Below are 18,296 nucleotides of genomic sequence, written 5' to 3'. Positions count from 1 at the left end.
CAGCAGCAACGGCGCCGGCTTTCACAGGTCGCCGACGCCAAAGGGCCCTCACAGCTCGGTCACTACGACCGTGGAATCGGGGCCGCTCCTATCCGGAGGCAGCAGCCGTCCGGCGGGCGGTTCCGCGTTTGAGCGCCAGATGTCCGCCCAGGAATCCGGCTCCCACCATGATTCCGTTTCCAGCGAGGCTCAGCGCGACGCCCAAACCGTGGCGGCCGCGCAGCCTGGCGATCAGGGAACCGATCTGAAGGAAGGTGGCGGCATCGGTGCCCAGGGCATGAACCGCGCCGATCCGCCGCTCTTCCCCGGCCATCCACGACCAGTCGCTGGCGCCGGCAAAGGCGGTCGGCACTGCCGCCGCCGATCCCGCTGCCACCAGGAGTGCGGCGCCGCGGCGTGCCTCAACCCCTCCGGCCACATCGAGAAGGGACGCGCTGAACCAGCTTCCAAGAGTCAGATCGGTGAGTGGCGGATGGATCGAGTGGCCCAGGATATCGGAGTGAAACGCGCTGTTCTTGACCCAGTCGAGAACCGGCCGGTACAGGCGTTCCTGGACATCGGCCACCCGTTCCGAGACGGAACTCCCGGCCACGGCCCGGGCCAGTCGTTGCGGCGCTGAAACTTCAGTCACCTCGTTTACGCTACGCCGTCGTCGCGGGGGTGCATAGGGGCGCCGTGTCCTTCGCGCGGCACGGCGCCCGACGACGGCGGCCGGCCCAGGTGGGCAAGGGCGGCACGCGCCGGGAGCGCCCCTTGTTACTCCTCCGCAGTGACCAGATTGCTCCGCCCGGTGGCATGGCCGCGGTGATCCAGGATCTGGCCGAACTGCTTAACACTGCGCAGGACAACGGACCGGTCCGCCGTCGAAACCCCGGGGAGCTTCACCTCCAGATGCTGTTCCAGGCGCTGGACTTCGGCCAGGCTCTTCAGCCAGACACCCATGATTACGTCGTACGGTCCCACGGTGTGCGACACCAGCCGGAGCTCGTCCAGGTTCTGCAGCCGGGTGGCAACGCCGTCGAGCTTGGAAGCCGGAACCCGCAGGAAATACCAGGCACTCACCGGCCAGGCCGAAACGCCCCGCACCAGATCGGTCCGCTGCTGCAGCCGTCCGGAAGCGCTCATCTGCGCCATGGTTTCGCGGATGTGGCGCGGACTCTCGTCCAAAGCCGATCCGATCGCCGTCGCGGTGGCCCGGCCGTCGGAATTCAGCACGGCGGTAATGTGCCGCTCCAGCTCGATATTCTTACCGGCCGCCCGGCGGTTCCCGGCAGGAGCCAGGGCCTGAACCTGCTGCGTCTCCAGCGCGTCCAGCGCCCGGACCCGCCATGCGCTGCCGTCGTACACATTGCGCGCAATCGGATGGCTGTGCGTGGATTCAATGCCGTCGATGCGCGGCAGTTCCTCCAGCAGGTAGGTCCACAGCGCGGCATCGGTGGGCGTGGCAATGGTGGCCACAATGTCCCGGCCGCCCGCGGTAAGGTCCACGCCGATGGCTTCCGGGGTCTCGGCCAGGGCATCCGCCACCCGCAGGTTCGCCCCCGAGTGGCAGTTGACCTCAACAAGGGCTCCCGCCTCCCAGCTGTCCGGATCAAAGGTGCTGATCCACGCCGTTCCGCTGGCGTGCAGGTCCCGCCAGCGGCGGTTCAGCGTGGCCGCGTCGGCACCGATGATCGGCGCCAGCTGGGCCCACGGCGCCCGGGGAGCTATCTGCAGGGCGTTGATAATGCGAAGATCCAGCGCATTCAGGGAACTATCCGGCATACCACCCTCATTTTGATGACAAATCCTGCAGATTATTCGTTGGAACGGACCTGGTCTGTATTTTGAGGACGATACCATCGCGCGTTACCGATCGAGAACGGATGAGTATGAAGTCCTCCCCCAGCACCAGCGGCACCCTGGCCAACGGCACCAAAGCCGCCGGCGGCGCCGTCGGCTTCCTTATCGTCATGGAGCTCGGCTCCGGGCTGCTCCAGGGCTGGTTTCCGCCCCTGCTGGCCCGCATCGGCGATGATTTTTCGGTCGATGACGCGGCCCTGAACTGGGTCAGTGTGGTGTATCTGCTCATGACCGTCGCCTTTGTGCCGATCATCGGCAAGCTGGGTGACCTCTACGGCCACAAACGGATGCTGCTGGTCACGGTGAGCATGGTGGCAGTGGGTTCGCTGGTCGTGGCCTTTGCCCCCAGCTTCGGCGTCCTGCTGCTGGGCCGCGCCCTGCAGGCACCACTGGGTGCCTTCCTGCCGCTGGAATTCGCCATCGTCCGGAGCCGGAACGCTGAAACCGCCAGCCGCAGCATCGCCAAGCTGGTCGGCGCGCTCACCGTGGGCGGAGCCGTCGGCGCCATGGTCTCGGGCATCCTCCTGGCCATGATCGACAACCTGACCGTGGTTCTCTTGGTGCCGGCGGTCTTCATGTTCCTGTGCATCCCCGTCGTGGCCTGGCTGGTGCCGGAAACCACCGCGCGCAGCGCCGGCACGGTTGACTGGCCCGGCGCCGCCCTGCTCACCATCGGCCTGCTGCTGACCCTGCTGGGCATCGCCAACGCGAGCAACTGGGGCTGGGGCTCGGGTCTGACGATCGGCTCCATCGTTCTCGGACTGGCGCTGCTGGCCCTGTGGCTGCAGGTTGAGCGCAAGGTCAAGTACCCGCTCGTCGACCTCAAGGTGCTCACGACGTCGGGCATCGGCCTGCCCATCCTCGCTGCCGCCCTGTTCGGCGCGCAGATGTTCGGATCGCAGACCGCGGGCTCACTGTTCATTCTCACGGATCCGGACACGCACGGCTTTGGCCTGGGCCTGTCGCCGGGAAGCGTCGGCCTCCTGTTCCTGATCCTGGCGCTGGCCACCTTCGCCGGAGCCACCCTCGGCGACCGGATCGCGGCCCGCATCACCGCCAAGTCCACAGTGGTTTTGGGGTCGCTGCTGGGCGTCGGATCGTACGTGGCGATGATCGGCCTCTCCACCAGCACGATGCCCTTCCTGGCTGCCATGCTGATCGGCGCCTTCGGCAACGGCCTGATCCTCGGGGTCCTGCCCGCGATCGTGGTGAGAAAGTCGCCCGAGGACTCCGTCGCCGTCGCCTCCGCGCTCTACAACACGTCGCGAACCGCCGCCGGCTCCGTGGGCGGCGCCGTGTTCGCCCTGGTCATGTCGGCCTTCCTCGTCACGCTCCAGATCGACGGCGAAAGCACCACCGCCTCCGCCAACGCGTCCTACCTCATGGTGTGGGGCATCTGCGCGGCGCTGTCACTGGCTCTGGCGCTGGTGGCCCTGCGGTTCCGGGGCGACGGCGAAGCAGTCGCGGCACCGCAAGCCGCCGGCGCAGAAACAGCTCCGCCCGCCCCCGCCCAGGGGGACCGCACCGTATGACTACGACGACGACAACGGCCGCCCAGGTGACCGCCGCCAAGGCCGCCATCCGGGAGCGCCTCGGCCAGCACCGGCCCGGACTTCTGGCCCTGTCCGCGGAGCTGCACGCCGATCCGGAGGTGGCGTTCAACGAACACCGCTCCGCGGGACGCGTGGCCGCGCAGCTGTGGGACGCCGGGTTTGCGACCACGGTGGGCTGTTACGGCTTGCCGACCGCCATCGAAGCGGTCTACGGCACGGGGTCTTTCCGGGTGGTGATCTGCGCCGAATACGATGCGCTGCCCGAGATCGGACACGCCTGCGGTCACAACATCATCGCGGCGGCGGCGGTAGGCGCGGCGGTCTCGCTGGCAGCAGTGGCTGACGAGCTGGACCTGACAGTGGTTTTGCTGGGCACCCCGGCGGAGGAAGAGGGCGGCGGCAAGGTTCTGCTGCTGGACGCCGGCGCCTTCGCGCAGGCCGACATCGCACTGATGGCACATCCCACGCCCGGCGGAGACATTGACTGCACCGGAACGTCGTCGCAGGGCTGCGACCGGTTCCGGGTGATGTTCCGGGGCAAGGCCTCGCACGCGGCCGCGGCGCCCGCAGACGGCGTCAACGCACTGAATGCGGCGACGGTGGCCCAGGTCGCCATTGGCCTGCTGCGGCAGCAGCTGCCCGACGGCGTCCGCATCAACGCACTGGTGACTGCCGGCGGCTCAGCCATCAACGTGATTCCGGACTATTCGGAGCTCGCGCTCGAAGTCCGGGCCCTTGAGGTGGACGTGCAGAACGACACCACGCACAAGGTGCTGCTCGCCTGCGAAGGAGCCGCACTGGCCACCGGCTGCACCTGGTCCGTGGAGCAGCCCTCCCCCGCGTATCTGCCGGTGCTCCAGCATGAAGCGCTGCTTCGCCTCTGGAACCGGAACCTCACGGCGACCGGCCGCACCCTCGTGGCTCCGCCGGCAGCCGGCGGCGGGGGCGGGTCAACCGACATGGGGAACGTGTCGCAGGCGATGCCGGCCATCCATCCGGTCATCGCCGTTCTCGGTGCCCGCGGAATGCCGCACACCGCAGCCTTCGCGGACGAAACTTCCGGTCCGGCAGCCGACGCCGCGGTAATGGATGCGGCACTGGCGCTGGCGTGGACCGCTGCCGATGCCGCCGCCGATTCGGAGCTGCGGGCCTCTCTGCAGAGCGCGCGGCGCACGAGGCAAGCCCGACGCTGACCCCTATCCAGCGGCGCGTCAGGAGGGAACGACGCCGGTCAGCTGCAGGATGGGGAACACCAGAGCGGGGGAACTCGTCATGAGGTTCACGAGCAGATGAGCGATGGTGACCGGCAGCAGGCGTCGTTGGGCGCGGACGATGAGCGCCGAACCGAGCCCCCAGACGGTAAATGCGGAGACGTACACGATCATCGCGTCGGTGGTCGGCGCGAAGAACGCATGCTGCGCTCCGAAAGCCAGGGCACAGACCAACATCGCCGGCCACGGCGACCATGCCGCCGACAGCCGGGACTGGGCATAACCGCGGTAGACAGCCTCCTCGGCAGGCGCATTCAGCGGCGCAAACGTTGCAACCGCCAGAGCGCCGAGGGCCAGCCCCCACAGGGGCGATGCAATCGTAGCGGCGTCGGGATCGTAGAACACTGTCTCGAAGGCCTCGAACATCCCAGGTCCGTGCAGCAACCACATCGTTCCCATGACGGCGAGCACGAACGGCACGAAGAGGACGGCAATCCACAGCAGCCCCCACGCCGCGTCTCGCGGCACCGACCGGCGCGGTGCGAAAAGCGACCGCAGGGTCCGACCCTCACTCTGGAGCAGACGGGACACCAGCAGCAACGAGACGATGTTCACCGGAAGGAGGCTGAGTGACGCCAGCATCGGCGTGGGCGGAAACGACGCCGTACCCTCGACGGCGCGCACAAGGAGCCACACGGTGACCGTTGCCACCGCGACCAGCCCGAGGCGGAGCAGCAGAAGAGCACCTGCCCGCCGACCAGCCCGCACGGCGTCGAAGTCCGGCCCGGCGGCGTCCGCCCCGGCATCTTCCAAGACCTCGGGAGGTTCCATGACGACAGGGTAGCAATCCGCCTTGCCCTGCGTACCCTGAGGTTATGGAAGCCGAAGTCCGGAATCTGAGGCTCCGCACGGGCATCACGGTGCCGTGCCTCGTCCAAGGCGACACCGGAGCCCGGCCGGTGCTGCTGCTGCACGCCTGGGGCGAATCGCGCCGGAGTTTTGACCGTCTTGTCCCCCGGCTGACCGGCTTCAGGGTTTATGCCCCCGACCTCCGCGGGCAGGGCGATGCGGAGAAACCGGTGGACGGCTATTCTCTGGCAGAGCAGGCCGAGGACGCCGCAGCGATTCTGCAGGCCCTCCGGGTGCCGCGGGCGTTCGTCGTCGGCTCCTCCAGCGGCGGTTACGTGGCCCAGCAGCTGGCCGCAGATCACCCCGGCCGGGTGGCGGCGCTGGTGCTGGTGGGCTCGCCCTTGACCCTCAGGGGCCGGCCCGCGTTCGCCGACGACGTCGACGGCCTGTCGGATCCCGTCCCTGAGGACTGGGTGCGCAATTTGCTGTCCTGGTTTCCCCTGCGGCACGAGGTTCCCGCCGAGTTTCTTGAGGACCGGGTGCGCGACGGCGTCAGAATGCCCGCGCACGCATGGAAGTCCATCCTGAACGGCTTGTGCACGGCCGCGCCGCCGACCGAGACCGGGACCATTTCCGCCCCCACGCTGATCCTGTGGGGCGGCGAGGACGACTTGCTCCCACGCAGGGACCAGGAACATCTGGCGGCTCGCACAGCGGGCCTGTTGAAGGTTTACCCCGATGTGGCGCACCTGGTCTTGTGGGAGGTCCCGGATCAGGTCGCAGCGGACACGACAGCGTTCCTTGATTCTCTGAACTGAGGCGGCAGGGAGGACCCCACGCGATGGCAGGCGCAGCCGGCAGCCCCGCAGGCCGCGGACGACTGCTGCTCGTGGCCGTCCTGGCCACCTTCATCGCCTTCCTGGACGGCTCCATCGTCACCGTCGCCCTGCCCGCAATCAGTGCCGAGCTCGGCGGCGGCCTGCCCACCCAGCAGTGGGCGGTGAACGCCTACCTGCTCACCCTCGGCGCGCTGATTCTGCTCGCCGGCTCGCTCTCGGATTCCTACGGCCGGCTGCGGATCCTGCGCCTCGGCCTGATCGGTTTCGGCGCGGCATCGGTGGCCTGCGCGCTGGCCTGGAGCCCGGGCATCCTCATCCTGGCCCGGGCGCTGCAGGGGATGGCCGCGGCGCTGCTGGTGCCGGGCTCGCTGGCACTGATTACGACGGCGTATCAGGAGCCCGAGCGGTCCCGCGCCATTGGCCGGTGGACGGCCTGGACCGGGACGGCTGTGATCGTCGGTCCTCTGGCGGGCGGAGTGTTGGTGGACTGGGTCAGCTGGCGGCTGATTTTCGCGGTCAACGTGCTGCCGGTCGCGGCCACCCTTCTCCTCATGGCCGGGCTGCCGGAAAACGCCGTCCGGCGGCGCACCGCCCTGGACGTTCCCGGCGCGCTGCTGGCCGTTGCCGGGCTCGCCGGTCCGGTCTATGCGCTGATTGAACAGGAGCGGCTCGGCTGGGCGCATCCCGCCGTCGTCGTCCCCTTGGCCGCGGGCGTGTTCGCGCTGGGACTCTTTGTCCTGCGCGAAGCCCGCACACCGGTGCCGACGATGCCGCTGTCCCTGTTCCGCGCCCGGAACTTCCGGTACGGGAACCTGGTGACCGCTGCCGCCTATGCCGCCATTTCGCTGGCCTCGTTCGCCCTGACCGTCTTCATCCAGGAGGCCGGCGGCTACTCAGCGATCGAGGCGGGCTTCGCCTCCCTCCCCGTGCCGGTGGCCATGCTGCTGCTCTCCACGCAGTTCGGCAAACTCGCCGGCCGTTACGGCCCGCGGCTGTTCATGACGGTGGGGCCGCTCCTGTGCGGCGCCGGTTTCCTGCTGATGCTGACGGTGAGTCCGCCGCTGGATTTCCTCACCCAGCTGCTGCCCGGGCTGCTGCTCTTCAGCCTCGGGCTGTCGGTCATGGTGGCCCCGCTGACCTCTGCGGTGCTCGGGGCGCTCCGCGAAGAGGAGGCCGGCATCGGCTCGGCGGTCAACAATGCCGTTGCGCGGGTTGCCGGGCTGGTGGCCATTGCGCTGGCCGGTAGCATTTCCGGCGGCGCCCTGGATTACCCGGGTTTCCAGCGGACCGCCTTGGCGACGGCGGCGCTGCTTGTCGCGGCCGGCCTGATCGCCGCCGTCGGGATCCGGACGCCTCGGATTCCGGCTGAAGATTAGCCCGATCGCGCACAGGTTCCCAGCCTTCGTGACTGGTGTGACTGTTGCGACCCCACCCGCCCCAGCAGTGAACAAACAGTGGGAACCTGTGCGCCGCGAGGGCGGAACGGACTAAAACATGCCCTGGAACTACTCCCCCCTGAGCCAGCTCCCGGGTCCAGCGTTCCGACGGCGGGGTCAGCGGCTCGCTGCCCGGTTCCCGGAAGGCCTGCAGCATGTATTCGCCGAAGCGCCTCCACGCCAGCGGCGCCTCCGGTTGGGCATCGCCAACGAGACCGCCGTTGGCATACAGCAGCATGTGCAGATCGGTGTGGTCGAAGTCCCGGACCGCACCGTTGATCGCCAGGGTGACTTCGGTCTTGGAATCGGCATAGTCGTTCATATCGTCCCACTGCTTCTCGAGCAGAGTTCTCTTGGTTCTCTCGTAGAGGACACGGTCCTCTACGTTGCGACGCAAATGATCGCGAAGAAGTAGATACTCGCCGATTGCAGGATCATCCCGTTCGTACACAGGAACGTGAACATCACGTTCCTGTGTACGTACTAACCGGTGCCGTGGTTCTCGGACCCGCAGTTCGTACCTGGCTGCCAGAAGCGGGTCGAGGTAGTCCTCCTCGGCCGTGATGTCGTCCACTGCGACCACGATGTCGATGATTGGCTTGGCTGCCAATCCCGGGACAGAGGTGGAACCGATATGTTCGATCTCGAAGTACTCACCTCCCAAAGCACCACTAATCCGTCGTCGATGATCGAAATAAGTGTCTGCCCATTTGTCGTCGTGGCTGCAGAGCCCCAGCTCGTACTTCTCAGGACCACCGACGAGCTCGACTGATGTGCCGTCTGGACGGCGCGGCTTCCGGCTCTTTTCACATTTGCATCTTCGCAGAGTAGCCCAAGGCCGGCGGCTTGGGTTCCTAAACAGGACCTTCTTCAACGGGCACCTCTCGCCGGCCTGAACCGGACAATAGTGCACGAAAGGATTCTCAATGAGGAAGTTCCCCGGGAATCCGTGTGGGCGTCAATACTTCGAAAATGGTTGAACAGCTCCGGCTGGGATGTGACTGCTTGAGGTCTGGCACTCGACCCGGAAAGCACCCGGACCTCCCAAAGCTCCTGGAATCGAATATTCGCTAGGCGCGGCAGCGGATTCTTGAAACCGGCATCATGGAAATGCCGACTGTCGGCCCAAAAACCTCAACGTGTGAACTGGTGTGCAGTGTATGAAAAAGTCCGTGGTGTTCAAGGACAGTATGACGTCATGAATTCGGAACAGTGTGACAAGGATGGCCCATAATGACAGACTCTCGGCTAGCCGTTCGCGGAAAATGCGGAAATCTGAGCGGTTGCCTCGATGAACACCAGGAGTACAAACATGCCACCTACACCGAGCGATGCAACGCTTGAAGAAATCACCAAACTGATTAATTTTGAAACAGTCAGCCGCGACAGCAATCTCCCGCTTATCGACTACGTGGGTGAACGCCTCAATGCTCTAGGCATCGAATCAAAGCTCATCCATGATGCAACCGGGCAGAAGGCAAATCTGCTGGCAACCATTCCCGCAGGCGATGGCACGCGGACCGGCGGCATTTTGCTCTCCGGGCACACCGATGTTGTTCCGGTTGACGGACAGGACTGGAGCTCCGATCCGTTCACCCCTCAGATACGCGACGGCAAGCTTTATGCCCGGGGCGCCTGTGACATGAAATCCTTTATTGGCGTGGTGATGGCCAAACTCGACTCAATGGTCGCGGCCAAACTCAGTGAACCCATCCATCTGGCCTTCTCCTACGATGAGGAAGTTGGCTGCATTGGAGCGGTTGACTTGGTAGCGGCTATCACCGCCGATGGCCTGAAGCCGCGCGGCGCCATCGTGGGCGAGCCCACATCCATGCGCGTGGTGCGGGGGCACAAATCGGTCAACGTCATCAAGGTAGATTTTCACGGTATTGCAGCACATTCCTCACTGACCACTCTTGGAGTCAATGCGATTTCCGCGGCCGCAGACTTTGCGGCATTTGTTGATGCCAAGGCCAAGGAATTCGCCAGTGCCGGCGCCTCCGATGAAGCCTTCATCGTCCCCTACACCACCACCACCGTAAACCAAATTCAGGGCGGTATCGCGGTAAACACTATCCCAGCATTATGCACACTACACTTTGAATTCCGCTCCATCGGCGCCGATGACCCGGTAGCGCTCATTGAAATCTTCCGTGCCGAAGCACTACGCATTGAAGGGATCATGAAGGCCCAGAGCCCCGAAGCACGCGTCCAATTCGCAGTGCTGGCCCAGACTCCCGGGCTAAATACCCCCGCCGAGGCCTCGATAGTCTCCTTGGCGGCCGAACTCGGTGGAACGCCAAGCCCGGATAAGGCAACCTACGGCACCGAGGCGGGATTGTTCTTCAACGCGGGCATTCCCACGGTTGTATGCGGCCCCGGTGACATTGCCCAGGCGCATGCACCTGATGAATTTATCACCCTGGAACAGATCGCCGTGTGCGAATCATTCATCGACAACCTGGTGGAAGCACTCACCGCCTAGTCTGCCAACCCTTACGCCCACCAGGAGCACCTCATGAGCGCACCACCGACGATAACCCCGAAGCAACTTCAAGACGCTAAGAAGGCGGTGATTAGTAGTTCGATTGGAGCCGCCCTTGAGTGGTTCGACATCATCGTCTACGCAACCTTCGCAACCGTCATTGCTAAGAACTTCTACCCGGATTCGGACCCGGTATTCGCACTGATCCTAACCTTTGCCACTTTTGCGATTTCCTACCTCATCCGCCCACTGGGCGGCATGGTGCTGGGTAGTTACGCGGACCGCAAGGGACGCAAGAATGCCCTAACACTGACCCTGATGCTGATGATGGTCGGCACGCTGATCATGGCGCTGGCACCCACCTACGCAATGGTTGGCATGTGGGGCGGGGTCATTATCCTGCTCTCACGCCTCATCCAGGGCTTCTCCGCGGGTGGCGAATTTGGCACTGCAACTGCATTTCTGATTGAGACGGCACCACATAAGAAAGCGTTTTATTCCTCCTGGCAGGTGGCAAGCCAAGGCGCCGCAATGGTGATGGCCTCAGGCTTTGGCTTCGCGCTGACCGAAGGGCTCTCCGAAGAGGCGCTGAATAGCTGGGGCTGGCGTGTGCCGTTCTTCGTCGGCCTGCTCATTGGCCCGGTGGGACTCTACATACGCGCCAGGCTCTCGGAAACCGAGGATTTCATTCAAAGCGAAAAGGTATCCTCTCCGGTCAAGACATTGATCGTGAATCATTATGGGCGCCTTCTTGCCGGTTCGGCTGTCATTGGTGTTGCAACAATCTCCGTTTACATGATTCTCTACATGCCGACGTTTGCCGTGACGAACTTGGAGATCCCCGCAACCGCGGCATTCCTTGGCGGCATGGTCGCCGGTCTTGTCACCCTCGTGGGCGTGCCGTTTGTTGGTCATCTAGCGGACCGTGTCGGGCCCGCAAAGGTGATGACCTTTGCGGCAATCGGCGCCCTGCTCCTTGCTTGGCCACTGTTCCAACTCTTGGTCACCACGCCAACGGTTCCAACACTTGTGCTCGTCATCGGCTTACTTGGCGTGATTATGGCGTTCTACTTTGGACCGCTTCCTGCTTTGCTCTCCTCGCTGTTCCCGGCAGCGATTCGAGGAACCGGGCTGGCAATCACCTATAACGTTGGGGTGACGCTGCTGGGTGGTATTGCGCCGCTGGTGCTGACCTGGCTGTTGAATATCACCGGGTCGCTGAGCGCACCGGGTTTGTACTATATGGCCATCTCCGTGATTTCCTTGGTTGGCCTGTTCTTCGTGCGGACGCGTTACAACCAGCCCTAAGGCTGAGCGTCAACGATTGGTTCACTTCAATCCCAAGAAGGCCCCATTTCTCTGTCAATTTGCAGCGAAGTGGGGCCTTTGTCGTTGTGGGGTCACATGGCTCATGTCATCGTGTTCTGCCTGCGGGGCCTTTGTCCTGCTGCTCGGACCCGCGAGGGCATGCAGGTCGCCAAGGCCAAAGGCCGGGAGGCCCCGGGTCGGGTTCTACGGCACGGACAAGCTCGGCATGTCGGTGAGCCGCGACGGCATTGCCGCGTTCACCGCCGCACAGGTCGATGACAAGACCTACCTGAACGCCGCCCCCGCCATCAGCAACTAGGCTGCAGCACCACAGCACCACTCCGGCCTGCGCACCGCGCATGTCGACCTTGATCTGGCCGACCCTGACGGCACGGCGGCCGTGCTGGCCGGCGTCGACCACGGCGGCCGTGCTGGCCGGCGTCGAAAGGTCCTGCTCATCTCCATGAGCGAGCCCGGACGGCGGCTTCGACAGCACGCCAACGCCATCAACGCCGCGAAGACCGCCGGTGTGCGGCATTTGATCTACACCTCGGCCATCGAAGCGCCGACCACGATCCTGCGCAACGGCTGGTACACCGACAACCACCGGCAGGAATTCGAGAGCGCGCGACAGAACGGCGTCATCGCCAACAGCGTCGGGGCCGGCCGGATTGCCACCGCACCGCGCCGGGACTTCGCCGATGCCGCCACCGTGGTGCTCAGCACTCCGGGACATGAGGGCAAGGCCTACGAACTCTCCGGCGATGCCGCCTGGGACTACACGGAGTTCGCCGCTGCGGGCGAGCTGTCCAAGCTGATTGGCCGTCCGACCGAACCGCTGCTCGAGACTCTGCGCTCGTCGGTCTAAGGCACCCTCCGGCCATCACCTCCCCGGCGGATTCAGTCACCGTCCGGGGGGTGATGCGGGCCCACCTGAGTCGGCGGCGCGCTGGCCAAACGGTCCGGCGGTCACACGCTGATAGGACTCGGTGATGATCTCCTCGAGCACGCCGAGGTCCACCTTGCCCAGATCTTTCAGGTAGAGGCAGGCCTGGCCGGTGGTGTGGTCGCCGAGCCGGGCCAGCCGCTCGGTGTGGGCGCCGATCCCGTCGGGCAGGTAGACAGTGGTCGCGGCCTTGCGCGGTGAGAATCCCGCTGCACCGGCGTCGCCCTCCCGCCCGCTGGCGTACTTGTAGTGGTAGCTGCCGAAACCAACGATGCTCGGACCCCACATGGCGGGTTGCTCACCGGTGATCCGGCTCATCAGCTCGACGAGCGTGTGGGCGTCGCGCCGCCGCACGGGCGACGCCACCCCGTTGATGAAATCGCTGACGTTGCCTGTGGTCGGTTCCATGCTGCGCCTCCTCGTTGGGTTGTTTACAACGACGGTAGCGCGAGGTGATGCGGCTGGCCGATGGGCTGCTGAAAGACCATCCGCACAGCCCCGGTCAGGCGTCGCCGTAGCCCAGATGACTGGAGAGATCGCGGTGCGCCGCAGCCTGGCCTTGGAGTTCCTTGGCCCGGGTTTCAAAAACGCCGACGGCGTCCGCACCGGCCGGGAACCGCAGCGGCGGTTCATCCAGATCGGCCAGGCGGAGGAGTGCGGCGGCTAGTTTGTCCGGGTCTCCACCCTGCCGCCCGTTCATGCTGCGCCACGCAGCCACAGTCTGTTCGGTACGCTCGGCATAGTCCTCGATGGTGGACTCCGCGTAGTGCGTGGATTCCGGGGTGAGCAGCTCGGTGCGGAAGAACCCAGGCTCCACGAGCATGGTGCGGATGCCGAACGGGGCCACCTCGGGGGCCAGCGACTCGGCCCACCCCTCCACAGACACCACCTGAACCAGCGTCCCGCGGCACACCCGACCGAACCGCCGGAGACATTCAGCCGCCGAGGCGCCTAGAGCGGAACAATGTCGGCGTAGACAAGCCTCGGGACGACGGCATCTTGCCCTGGAATTTCCGAATCGGCGTTAAGCAGCTCATGCTCTTCGACAAGGAGCCGCCACGAAGATTCCACCATGCCGGGCCGGCGCAACGGCGGGGAACCCGCATCCGTTTCCGGCGTCACCGCGTTGCCGGGCAGCAGGATCGACCCCGACCAGGTCGCCCGGTAGCCGCCGGACTCCTCCAGATATACCGCAGCCAGAGTTACCGACCCGCGGCTTTCCCATTCAAGGTCTCCGGATCCTTGGGGAAGACTCTGCACCGTGGCGTGAACGGTCCTGCTTTGCTGCAGGCGGGCCGCCCGGAGGGCGGCGTCGCCGGTCGGGCTGTCGGCACTTAGCTGCTCCCCGGCAAGGGTGGAGGTGGACTCCGGATCCCACCGCAACCAATTCACGATCCCGGTAAGCGTCACGTGCGCATGCCTGCGATCCGGTCGGCTCACGGTGAGCGTTCGGGCTGGCAGCGGCTGCACCCAGCCGGTCAACGCAACGGGTGAGAGGGTGCGGCCTTCAATGGAGTGCGGCTGGTACCGGGCCAGAGCAAGCTGAACAAACGGCCAGAGCGCCGGTGTCTCCTGAAATGCGATATCAACGAACCAGCGTTTGGACGCATGGTCATATTCCGGCCGGTATCCCAGCACCCGTACGGCCGGGTGCTTCCGAACGTCCATCAGGGGCACGGAGTCGGCAACGGCGACGGGATGGCCGGGGCCGTCAGGCCAGCCGCGGTCACGTCCCCCGGGAACTCGGCCACCCAGCGGGGGCCGGAGGTCGCTTTTCTCGGCCTCGGCTTCGACGACGTCGAGAACCAACTGCTCGAAGGTGAGAAGCGGCGGAACGGTCGGATCCTTTACGGTGCCGCCATGCTGGATGATGGGATCCGCAGCCCAGAGGCTCGTGGCCCCATCAGGCGCCTGATCCTCCTTGAGGACTTGTGTCCACGAACCGTCTTTCCGCACCCATTCGTGCGGATCGAATACGAGCACCCCGAGCAACTCTCCGTCACCGGAGGAGAACCATGGGCGTGCCAGCCAGACACGCACCCCTGATTGCCGCACCTTCCGCCATGCCATGGGCTGGCCCGGCTCCGCCTGTTCCTGCCAGCGCAGCAGCGGCACTGTTTCCAGCACTACCGGGGCGGCGGGGCGGGCGGAGGAGGGAATGTCCAGCACCACGGCTTCGCCCACGACCGGATCCGAAGGCAGCTCTGACGGTTCAAAGAACTCTGCGAAGCGGGACACCCCGCTCGGCAGGTAGGTCACCCGGCGGTAGTGGGTGTCCGGGAACGTCTGCAGCATCTTGTGGAACCCGACACTCTCGATCGCTCGGAAAAGCGGACCGGATGGCAGGAAGTCGTACAGGAACAGCACCCCGGTCCGTTCCTTCTCTCCGGCCTGGGAGCGGACCACGACGTCGGACTTCGTCACCTCCTGCGGTCCGTCGGCAGCCACGTCATCGACCATTTCGGTCCAGCCGGCGCGGATGACCAGCGTGTCCGTACTGGACCCGTGCACGTCAACCAGCCCGCTGAACGCGGCAACTGCCCGTCCCGGTGGACGCAGGAGCACGCTCAGGTCACGCAGCGCCGGCGGCCGTACGGGGGCCGGGACGGCATGTACGAGGCGGATCCCTGTCGACGGGGTGAGCCACCAGGTCCAGCCCGATGCTGCTGCACGTGCCAAAGCCACGGAAGCCACGAGTTCGTCAGGGGTGTAACCGTCAGCGGGATCTACGACGCTGGCCAAGTGAGAACGCCACAACCCAAATTGCTCCAGGTCTCCTTCACCGAGCGTGCTTGAAACGGCGACCCGGACCTGTTCGCCCGGCGGCAGCGTCACCCGGACCTCGTGTCCCTCCACCTGCGCACCCAGCACCTCACCCGGCTGCACGACAAGCCGCAGCGGCCGCAGGGATGGCCATTCTCCCGGGTACGGTACGGTGACGGACTGCAGAACGCGAGGTTCCGGCATCAGGTGGGGCGAGCCCGCCTCGTAGAACACCAGCGACACACCGGTGGCATGCGGGTCCGGCAGATACGGCAGGCGCAAAGCGTCCGTGTCGTGCACAACGTACTGCCCCTCTCCGATGGGGATGCCCCGGCCGGCAGTGATGTCCGCGAGAGTCGCACGCTGCGCCGACGCTGTGTCCGCACCCGGACGGTCCACCAGGGTGATTCCCGGTTGTTCCTCCTCCAACCGCGGATCCTGGGTGCTGGGCACAAACTGGTCCAGCAGAGTCCCGCGTTCCGCCAGCGCCACCGCGTAGAGGCGCCGGATCGCTGCGGCATCACCGGTGCCGATCGCAGCGTCAAAGTGGCCGGCGGCCTCGGCTTCGAGCTGTGCTGCCTTGGGCGGCGCGATGTGCCGCTCGGCCGAGGACTGGGCATCGGGGCCGGATGCCTCCGGGGTACCGCTGCGCACGACCAGGTGGCCCGTTTGTTCTCCCGTGCCGAGTTTGCGGCGCGGGACGAGGACCGGCGCGGGGACAGGTTCCCAGCGCAGGTATGGTCGCGGGGTGGTGACGGTGTACCGCGTGGGAAGGCGCAGGTGTTCGGGCAGCACGAGGTCGTCATGGCGGGCGAGCTTCGCGAATTCCGCAGGGTCAATCCGCAATTGCGGACGGACCCGGGGTATGTCGCGCGATTCAGCGAGGATGCGAGCGGCAGACGCCGCGGCCTCGAACTGGCGTTGGATGGTGGACGCACCGGTCTCCTCACCGGTGGCGGCCGAGACCAGGTCCTGCAGCCTCGAGTCGATTCGGGGGTTTCCGGACAGCAACTCGGTGGCCAGCGGGAAAATGCTGGACGGCTGCTCGAGGGTGCGCAGATAGTCAACGGTTGCGTTACGGCGCACAGCTGCCAGACTGGTCCGGTCGCGCTTGGCATAGCTCTCCCGCAACCGGTCCAGATGTGTGCGCGCCTGCCTGACCGCGGCCTCTTCGGGTACCGGCTGCTCGGAACGGCTCCCAGCCGGAATCTGGGGAACGGAATTGCCCGCAAGGTCAACTGCGAGAACGCGGAAGCTGTAAGAAGTCCCGTACCGCAATCTTGGCAGTGATTTCGGCTCTGTCCGTGCCGTGATCTGCGCGCCGTCCAGCGGCGGGTCCGGCGGGGTGTCGACCACGACTTCGGTGGCCCCGCCGGGGCCTGGAGGTTCCACGTGGACGATGGTCAGTCCGGGCCGTGGAGCGGACAGGCTCCAGCCGTCCCAGCCGGCCAGAACTTCGTGCAGATAGTACCCGTTTGATGTGTCATCTGGCGCCCGGTTGAGCGCCGAGAGCTGGAGGAAACCGACGTCGGGCGTGTCATCGAGGATGCGCACGCCGGCGGGTTCGCCGGTCACGGTTACCCGGCGCCGGTGCAGGCTGTGCCACTGGCCGGACCTGTCATCCCACACCTCGAGCCGGATCCCGCGCACCAGGTCATCCAGCAGCAGTTCCCTGGTACCGTCGTCGGCGGCCAGCTCCTCGGCTACCCGCACGCGTTCACGCAGGGCGGCGGCCCGGTCGCGTTGGGCCAGGGCGAAGCCCGTGGCACGCAGGGTTCCGGGAGCCGACGTGGCAGGATCACCGTTCGCCTCGCTCACGTACTGGCGTGCGAGGTTGCGTGCATGCTGGTCGAGTTTGAGCCCGGAGGCGTCGGGGTCAGTATCGAGGACAACCCATTCGTCATCTCCCAGCGGCAGCGCCCCGCCAACCCAGGCATCGCTGGATCTTGCCGCGAACACGGCACCGTCCACGATGACTGCCGTACGCCGTGGTGGGAGCACGTCAAGGTCGGGAACCTGGGACGCGACGCTCACGCTTACCCACGTCGCCCCGGCCAGCGCTGCCCTGGCCGCTGTTGCGTCGAGGCCGTCCAGAACGACGTCAACCGCGAGGCCGAGCCGGCGTAACAGTGCCGGCGTGGATCCGAAGGATGCGGCCCTGGCGTGGAAATCCCGCTCGGGGAGCTCAGGCCGTGGCGTCGGCGGCGCCTCGGGGTCGGGCACGGCGCGGGGTTGCTGTTGCGGTTGTTCGGGTCGTTCATAGTATCGGCGCATCGCGTGCGCATCAACAATCAGCCGGAGCTGCGGGTCGCCTGAGAGATCCTGCCCGACGAGCGCGTCCAGCTGCGCGGTGACCCGCAGGTCGGCGTCGGGGTCGTCCAGCAGGATCTGGACCGGCGAGAATTGTTCCTCAATTGTTGACTTGTAATCCGGCGGTGGGGGCACCTCGCCTCCTCGCCACTGCCGTGGGTCGAGTTCGTCCGGTTCGGTCAGCGGGCCAATGGTGGTGAGTGCATCCGCCAGCTGCCGCCCCGCGCCTAGCATGCGGTACCGGGCTCGGGCGGGGGCCTCGGCGAGCAGCCGGCTCAGCGGACCGCCCTGGTCCAGGTTGGCGAGGGTCTCCAGCAGTCCGAGGGAAATCGGGTCACCGGCCACGCCGGGGCGGAGCGTCGGCGACGCACTGATGGCGGCAAGATGCAGGTCTACCGCGTGGTCGCTCGTGCGGCTCGCGGGGTTGCTGCGCCAGGGTTCGCCGGACAGCGATGGTACCGGGAAGGCAGCGACCGGGGTCTCCGGCGGCAGCACGGCGGACCAAGCAGCGGCGTCGGGGGTGGAGACGATCCGCAGCGGCAGGCTGACGTCCGGGTCAAGTGAGGTATTGAGGGATAAGGTGCATCCGGCGAGGGATCCGACCCAGTCTGCCGCTGCGGGAAAGTCGGACAGTGCTGTGCCCCCGCCGGTGAATTTGTGGGTAAAGAAAACAGTGAGCTGAAACGGCACGTCGTCGGCCAGAGAATGCGGCAGCGCGGTCGCCAGGACGGTGGTGGGCATTGGCTCTCCTCAA

The 18,296-nt window shown here is 65.9% G+C and carries 14 protein-coding genes and 1 pseudogene; 8 read left to right on the top strand and 7 right to left on the bottom strand.

Annotated features, from left to right (window positions below):
- Positions 1-88 precede the first annotated feature (88 nt).
- A complete protein-coding gene (locus tag QNO00_RS12780; protein ID WP_284024750.1) occupies positions 89-631 on the bottom strand; it encodes a DUF2231 domain-containing protein in 543 nt (180 codons plus the stop codon).
- A gap of 125 nt (positions 632-756) precedes the next feature.
- Positions 757-1,764 (bottom strand): Lrp/AsnC family transcriptional regulator, encoded by a 1,008-nt coding sequence (locus tag QNO00_RS12775; RefSeq protein ID WP_284024749.1) that lies wholly within the window; start codon positions 1,762-1,764, stop codon positions 757-759.
- Positions 1,765-1,871: 107 nt separating this feature from the next.
- Between QNO00_RS12775 and QNO00_RS12770 the strand changes: the two genes are divergently transcribed.
- Together QNO00_RS12770 and QNO00_RS12765 are read left to right on the top strand one after the other, a co-directional pair.
- The gene (locus QNO00_RS12770; protein ID WP_284024748.1) at positions 1,872-3,374 is read left to right on the top strand and encodes an MFS transporter; all 1,503 of its coding nucleotides are present in this window, start codon (positions 1,872-1,874) and stop codon (positions 3,372-3,374) included.
- Positions 3,371-4,588, top strand: coding sequence for a M20 family metallopeptidase (locus QNO00_RS12765; RefSeq protein ID WP_284024747.1), 1,218 nt, complete (start codon positions 3,371-3,373; stop codon positions 4,586-4,588). The genes QNO00_RS12770 and QNO00_RS12765 overlap by 4 nt, the downstream gene beginning before the upstream one ends.
- Positions 4,589-4,606: 18 nt before the next feature.
- Here QNO00_RS12765 and QNO00_RS12760 read toward each other — a convergent pair whose 3' ends face one another.
- Positions 4,607-5,437 carry a CPBP family intramembrane glutamic endopeptidase gene (locus tag QNO00_RS12760; RefSeq protein ID WP_284024746.1) on the bottom strand — a complete coding sequence of 277 codons (831 nt, stop codon included), beginning with the start codon at positions 5,435-5,437 and terminating at the stop codon, positions 4,607-4,609.
- A 44-nt stretch (positions 5,438-5,481) separates the two neighbouring features.
- On the opposite strand from QNO00_RS12760, the gene QNO00_RS12755 reads away from it, so the two are divergent.
- From QNO00_RS12755 to QNO00_RS17315, 3 genes are all read left to right on the top strand, one after another.
- Positions 5,482-6,273 carry an alpha/beta fold hydrolase gene (locus QNO00_RS12755; RefSeq protein ID WP_284024745.1) on the top strand — a complete coding sequence of 264 codons (792 nt, stop codon included), beginning with the start codon at positions 5,482-5,484 and terminating at the stop codon, positions 6,271-6,273.
- A 23-nt stretch (positions 6,274-6,296) separates the two neighbouring features.
- A complete protein-coding gene (locus QNO00_RS12750; protein ID WP_284024744.1) occupies positions 6,297-7,670 on the top strand; it encodes an MFS transporter in 1,374 nt (457 codons plus the stop codon).
- Between the two features lie 118 nt (positions 7,671-7,788).
- Complete coding sequence (locus tag QNO00_RS17315; RefSeq protein ID WP_349643486.1) at positions 7,789-8,145, top strand: hypothetical protein; 357 nt, start codon at positions 7,789-7,791, stop codon at positions 8,143-8,145.
- On the opposite strand, the pseudogene QNO00_RS12745 reads toward QNO00_RS17315, so the two are convergent.
- Positions 8,074-8,643: pseudogene (locus QNO00_RS12745) on the bottom strand (GrpB family protein); the annotation flags it as partial. The gene QNO00_RS17315 and the pseudogene QNO00_RS12745 sit on opposite strands and share 72 nt — an antisense overlap.
- A gap of 399 nt (positions 8,644-9,042) precedes the next feature.
- On the opposite strand from QNO00_RS12745, the gene argE reads away from it, so the two are divergent.
- The 3 genes from argE (at position 9,043) to QNO00_RS12730 (ending at position 12,391) form a co-directional block, all read left to right on the top strand.
- Positions 9,043-10,215, top strand: coding sequence for an acetylornithine deacetylase (argE, locus tag QNO00_RS12740; RefSeq protein ID WP_229966780.1), 1,173 nt, complete (start codon positions 9,043-9,045; stop codon positions 10,213-10,215).
- 33 nt (positions 10,216-10,248) lie between these two features.
- Positions 10,249-11,523 carry an MFS transporter gene (locus QNO00_RS12735; RefSeq protein ID WP_229966781.1) on the top strand — a complete coding sequence of 425 codons (1,275 nt, stop codon included), beginning with the start codon at positions 10,249-10,251 and terminating at the stop codon, positions 11,521-11,523.
- A 463-nt stretch (positions 11,524-11,986) separates the two neighbouring features.
- A complete protein-coding gene (locus QNO00_RS12730) occupies positions 11,987-12,391 on the top strand; it encodes a Rossmann-fold NAD(P)-binding domain-containing protein (RefSeq protein ID WP_284024743.1) in 405 nt (134 codons plus the stop codon).
- A 36-nt stretch (positions 12,392-12,427) separates the two neighbouring features.
- Here the strand turns inward: QNO00_RS12730 and QNO00_RS12725 are convergent, their stop codons facing one another.
- The 3 genes from QNO00_RS12725 to QNO00_RS12715 all read right to left on the bottom strand — a co-directional run bounded on the left by QNO00_RS12725 (position 12,428) and on the right by QNO00_RS12715 (position 18,283).
- On the bottom strand, positions 12,428-12,877 hold the full coding sequence (locus tag QNO00_RS12725; RefSeq protein WP_284024742.1) for a DUF1801 domain-containing protein: 450 nt from the start codon (positions 12,875-12,877) through the stop codon (positions 12,428-12,430).
- Between the two features lie 94 nt (positions 12,878-12,971).
- Positions 12,972-13,349 (bottom strand): Rossmann-fold NAD(P)-binding domain-containing protein, encoded by a 378-nt coding sequence (locus QNO00_RS12720; protein ID WP_284024741.1) that lies wholly within the window; start codon positions 13,347-13,349, stop codon positions 12,972-12,974.
- Positions 13,350-13,420: 71 nt separating this feature from the next.
- Entirely contained in the window at positions 13,421-18,283 is a 4,863-nt protein-coding gene (locus QNO00_RS12715; RefSeq protein ID WP_284024740.1) for a hypothetical protein, read from the bottom strand.
- Between the last annotated feature and the right edge of the window lie 13 nt (positions 18,284-18,296).

The organism is Arthrobacter sp. zg-Y1219, assembly GCF_030125545.1.
GTDB lineage: Bacteria > Actinomycetota > Actinomycetes > Actinomycetales > Micrococcaceae > Arthrobacter_B.
The sequence above is the reverse complement of the archived record's forward strand: the minus strand, read 5'-3'. Positions and strand labels throughout refer to the sequence as shown.